This is a genomic window from Helicobacter monodelphidis, assembly GCF_003288845.1.
In the GTDB taxonomy this organism is placed as follows: Bacteria; Campylobacterota; Campylobacteria; order Campylobacterales; family Helicobacteraceae; genus NHYN01.
Map to the genome: position 1 here is coordinate 1 of NZ_NHYN01000077.1, position 754 is coordinate 754.

Below are 754 nucleotides of genomic sequence, written 5' to 3' on the forward strand. Positions count from 1 at the left end.
ATTTGTGTTTTCTTCTTGATGTGTAAAGAAGTTTTCTAGCTCTCCTCTTTGTTGTTTTGTTTGGAGTTCTAAAGCTCTTTGCAATATTGAATCTTCTGTGGATTGTGGTGTTTGTGTGTAATAAGAATCGACTTGAGGATTCTTAAAAACCATTCTTGTATTTAAGTTTCTATCAGAATAAAATGTTATAATTTGGTTGTTAGATTGGTGGAAGGTGGTAGATGTGTGCCCCTGCCTATCTAATAACTTTCTTTTACCTGCAACCACTCTAAACCTTACCCCCTCGTCATTTTCCCATTCATAGATTTTTGATCCATTTTTATCAATAAATGGTTCTTTAAACTTCTTTGTGTATTCCCTCAAAGAATTGCCTAGATTTACAAGCTCTTCAATAGTAATAGCACCATCAGATTTATCACCTAAATGTAGTTTGATATGTTCTGCTCCAGCTCCTTTGTCTCTTCGTTTAAGATGATACCCCTTCACATACATCACTACTTGTTCAATAATAGCTTCCTCTACAAGCTCTATATCTGTTTTTATAGGTGTAGCTTTCTTTTCATTGAAAGTTACATTGTAGATACCTCTTTGTTCATTTTTCATCTTGTGCCTCCTTGTTGTTGGATTGTCTATATCTTTTGATAGAATGACCTTGATTGCCTTCTTGATGTGTAAAGAAGTTTTCTAGCTCTCCTTTTTGCTGTTTTGTTTGGAGTTCTAAGGCTCTTTGTAGGATTGGATCTTCTGTGGATTG

The 754-nt window shown here is 34.6% G+C and carries 1 protein-coding gene; it reads right to left on the bottom strand.

Going from position 1 to position 754, the window contains the following annotated elements:
- Positions 1 to 603: hypothetical protein (locus CCZ01_RS10905; RefSeq protein WP_258437185.1), on the bottom strand; the 603-nt coding region annotated here is incomplete at its 3' end.
- Between the last annotated feature and the right edge of the window lie 151 nt (positions 604 to 754).